This is a genomic window from Nitrospira sp. BLG_2 (assembly GCF_049222245.1).
In genome coordinates this window covers 1-3,504 of record NZ_JBLYIG010000372.1, presented here as the reverse complement: position 1 = coordinate 3,504, position 3,504 = coordinate 1, and the positions used below count along the sequence as shown (strand labels likewise).

General features: G+C 55.6%; 7 protein-coding genes. 2 read left to right on the top strand and 5 right to left on the bottom strand.

Annotated elements, in window-relative coordinates:
- Positions 1 to 247: 247 nt before the first annotated feature.
- Positions 248 to 397 (top strand): hypothetical protein, encoded by a 150-nt coding sequence (locus ACOSYY_RS10350; protein ID WP_421662261.1) that lies wholly within the window; start codon positions 248 to 250, stop codon positions 395 to 397.
- A gap of 69 nt (positions 398 to 466) precedes the next feature.
- Here ACOSYY_RS10350 and ACOSYY_RS10345 read toward each other — a convergent pair whose 3' ends face one another.
- On the bottom strand, positions 467 to 1,054 hold the full coding sequence (locus ACOSYY_RS10345) for a GNAT family N-acetyltransferase (protein WP_421662259.1): 588 nt from the start codon (positions 1,052 to 1,054) through the stop codon (positions 467 to 469).
- A 64-nt stretch (positions 1,055 to 1,118) separates the two neighbouring features.
- Here ACOSYY_RS10345 and ACOSYY_RS10340 point away from each other — a divergent pair, with 64 nt between their 5' ends.
- Entirely contained in the window at positions 1,119 to 1,346 is a 228-nt protein-coding gene (locus ACOSYY_RS10340) for a hypothetical protein (RefSeq protein ID WP_421662257.1), read from the top strand.
- A gap of 202 nt (positions 1,347 to 1,548) precedes the next feature.
- Here ACOSYY_RS10340 and rbp read toward each other — a convergent pair whose 3' ends face one another.
- From rbp to ACOSYY_RS10320, 4 genes are all read right to left on the bottom strand, one after another.
- Positions 1,549 to 1,869, bottom strand: coding sequence for an RNA-binding regulator (rbp, locus tag ACOSYY_RS10335; protein ID WP_421662255.1), 321 nt, complete (start codon positions 1,867 to 1,869; stop codon positions 1,549 to 1,551).
- Between the two features lie 238 nt (positions 1,870 to 2,107).
- A complete protein-coding gene (locus ACOSYY_RS10330; RefSeq protein WP_421662254.1) occupies positions 2,108 to 2,404 on the bottom strand; it encodes a hypothetical protein in 297 nt (98 codons plus the stop codon).
- Positions 2,401 to 2,685, bottom strand: a complete 285-nt coding sequence (locus tag ACOSYY_RS10325) for an RNA recognition motif domain-containing protein (RefSeq protein ID WP_421662262.1) — start codon at positions 2,683 to 2,685, stop codon at positions 2,401 to 2,403. Before ACOSYY_RS10325 ends, ACOSYY_RS10330 begins: the two co-directional genes overlap by 4 nt.
- Before the next feature lie 604 nt (positions 2,686 to 3,289).
- Positions 3,290 to 3,504 (bottom strand): hypothetical protein (locus ACOSYY_RS10320; protein WP_421662253.1); only part of this gene is annotated, 215 nt, incomplete at its 5' end.

Here is a 3,504-nt window from a genome sequence, read left to right as displayed (position 1 = left end):
TCTAGTCGATGGATCATATCCGTACAAATTTGTCGTTTCTCAGCAGCGGAAATTACCGGGTCAGTCGGGGAAAGACGGTCACAGAAACTCAGGGTATTCGAAATGTGGTTCTGCGCGGATGATTGTGAAAGGTCTGCCATGGACGACCGCCTTTCTCACAAGTGGCGGCGGTCGGGCCTTCCATGAGGCCGTCGGCAGTTGTGGCTAAAATATATATTCATTCTCGGCCACATTGAAAGTAAAGGCAATGGGAAAATACCCTGGTGGAAAGGCGACGAGAAAGCCAAGCAGGAAACTACAAGAAACCTATGGCGTGCGACTCTGGTCCGAGCAGGAACGGGCCAAGTTGGTCTATGACACTCCCGAACTCGGGAAACGGAAGGATCGAAAATCGTGATCTGCCAATCTTACATAATCACTTGGCATAAACGTCGCCCCTGGTAGTACCACCCTTGATCGGATGAGTTCACTTCCACTTTTCTACTTTTTGAGATAAGCCTTCAGGCCTGAAATTCTGGCGCTTGAGACGGTAAAGCGCGTGGAGCGAGAGATGGTGCTCAGGTGGAAGATTCGGATGGTGAAAATCCTCTGAGCGTGAATATTCCATACCAATGCGTTCCATGAGACGGCGTGAGCGATGATTACGGTACGCGGTAAAGGAAACTATCTCGGGAAGATTCAGATTGTGGAATCCAAAGGAGAGAACTGCGAGCGCGGTCTCGCACGCATAGCCATTGCCCCATGCGTCAAAGCCAAACCGCCAACTCATCTCAATACACGGTGTGAAGGGAGCGTTGAATCCAGGGACTAACAGCCCGACAGTACCGGCGAAGGCCGTAACACCTGGTACCTCAACCGCCCAGAGTCCGAAGCCATGACCAGCAATATGCGCGCTGTTCTTCTCAAGGAGCGCGGCGCTTTGCGTCGGAGTCAATGGTGCTGGAAAGAACTCCATTACTCGTGGGTCCGCATTCAGCGCCGCAAACGGTTCACGGTCTGAGTCGATCCACTCTCTCAGGACGCATCGTCTCGTTGAAATCGTCGGCAACGTCACTTTTGAATCTATCCGTTAGACAGGCATTTGGGTCGCCACCGCAGAACGGGACACCGCCCTGGCCATGCTGCGCCGGCAGGCTCGACCTGGGATCCGTCCGACACCGTTAGGGCGGACAAGGGCTATCACCGTCGCGACTTCGTTCAGCATCTGCGACGGCGCGGGATTCGGCCTCACCTTGCATGTGTTCGCGGCCGACGCACCCCGGCTTGGATGGCCGACCATGCGGCACGAGAGTGATCGCCTGAGCCAACGCTTGCGCAAAAAGGTCGACAATTTTTTGGCTGGATGAAGACGATCGGCGGCTTGCGGAAAAGCCGCGTTCAGGGCGTGGAAATCCCCTCATGGGATGTGAGCTCTCAATACCTTACCCGGCGGACCTTATCATCCAATGTTCGGGACGAATTCAGGCCGCGCCGCGTAATGCCAGCAAGGAGCTGCTTCGGAAAGCGTGAGCCGGAGAGCCCCTTGGCGTTTCAATCAGCGTTAATCGCTTACCAGCGATCGCGCTTTCCGCCGGGACGGCCACCGCCGCCACCGAATCCACCGCCACCACCGGAACGCTGTTCCATCGGTTTCGCTTCATTGACCGTTAACGTGCGGCCACCCATCTCGGTGCCATGCAGCGCCGTGATCGCGGCTTGCGCCTCAGCATCCGAGGACATCTCCACGAAACCAAATCCACGCGACTGTCCGGTGAACTTGTCAGCAATGATCCTCACCGAGGCCACCGTGCCATGCGCTCCGAACGTTTCGTTCAACTGCTGTTCGGTCGCCGAATATGGCAACCCTCCGACGTAAAGCTTCGAACCCATGGAAATCCTCCTTCGAGTAAAGACATTGTTTACGAGAAGAGTTCACGGAGGGGAAGGGAGAGCCAAAGGCTCCGGCCAGGCTTCCGATCAGAATTCTCGCTAAGAACAATATCGGTGACAGGCCGTTTTGAACACGTTTCATGCGAGGCCCGGCGCACTGAAACAGTGCTAGTATACTCAGTTTCGATGAGGAATAGCTATGGGCTGTCAGACATTCACTCGCACGCCGGAAGAGAGATCACTGGCTGCCTGACGAGCGTGGTCCATGCCAGACCAAATAGGGTGGTTTTTTGAGGACCGTCGCCGCACTCGGATAATATCGGAGGGCATAGCCATAGGCGGACTCTTGCGCGCTCATGCAGGTCGACGCGGCAAAGTCGTGCGAGAGCACTTTAAACGTGATGTGGTCATCGTTGCCGACGATGGCGCTGTATAACACGCAGGAGAACTCCCCCTCGACTGACTGCTGTGTGCTGATCACCAGCTGCGATCCATCGGGAAAGGTCATCAGCGGATCTAAGTTGAGACGGCTCATTCGAGGGGCTCCTTCGGGTGTGGGACCAACGCGTTGCTGTCAAGGGAGTAATATGGCATGACGAAGAGGCGCAGGCAATTGCCATGAAAGAGTACACCTTCGAGGCCAACCACCGCACGCAATGCCTCTTCCTCTGTCCCCATCTCTACGAATCCATAGCCGGCTGATTTTCCACTATGCTTGTGCCGGATGACAGAGGTGCATGCCACAGCGCCATACGGCCCCAATAGGTCGCGGAGCTCATTATCGGACGTGCCATCTGTGAGGCCGCCTACATACACAACGCGTTTATCCAAGATCGGACCCCCATTTAAAACGCGGTCATACTCCAACGAGACTCATGCTGATCTCGTATCTCGATATTGTATAGACGAGGACGCTCATGATGCCGGTCATGTACAGTACGGCTGCTGTAGCGAGTGGATTCTGAACGAGCCATTGGGCGAAATTCCGAAGGAAACACATAGATCTGCCATGCCTCAGCAACGTGCACGTGATAGTGAGGCTGACACCGTCCTCTGTCCGCTCAGTGAGGTCGCGATGTGTGCTTGTCGCTCCGGCGTGCAATGGCTCTTCTCTCACAACCTGCTCTTCTGGACGATACGTCGCGGGCATGCCTTTTCTTTAAGCCATACCTCGCAAAATCTCACAAGCCGTCAATACAGTGGAGCTTGAGGCCCCCAACGTAAACCCGCGAGATCGGGGTCTTCCCCTTCTTGTGTCGCACCCGGGGTCCGCTTGTTGGCCTGGCGTTGAGCGCGTCGCGCCTCCTTCTCTCGCTGCTTTTGTTGCCGCGCTCGTTCGCGATCCCGTTTGCCGGTAGTTGTTTTTCCTATTCCTGCGATGATGTTCTCCTTTCGATAGGCGGGGTAATGCCGAGATCCCCTATGAACGAATCCTCTGCTTCGGAGTGGATACCGCTGTCTTGGAAACCGTTGGACGGGACACGCCTTTTGTTTGCGAGCGGGCGAGGGACTCAGGACTCAGGCCAGCGCTTGAGGCTGAGATGATTTGACGACGAATATCTTCGATTGATGGTGCGGACGAGGTCGCCGCCGGGTCTTGCAGTCCCAGCGCATCCCAGTGAACCTTCGTTTTAC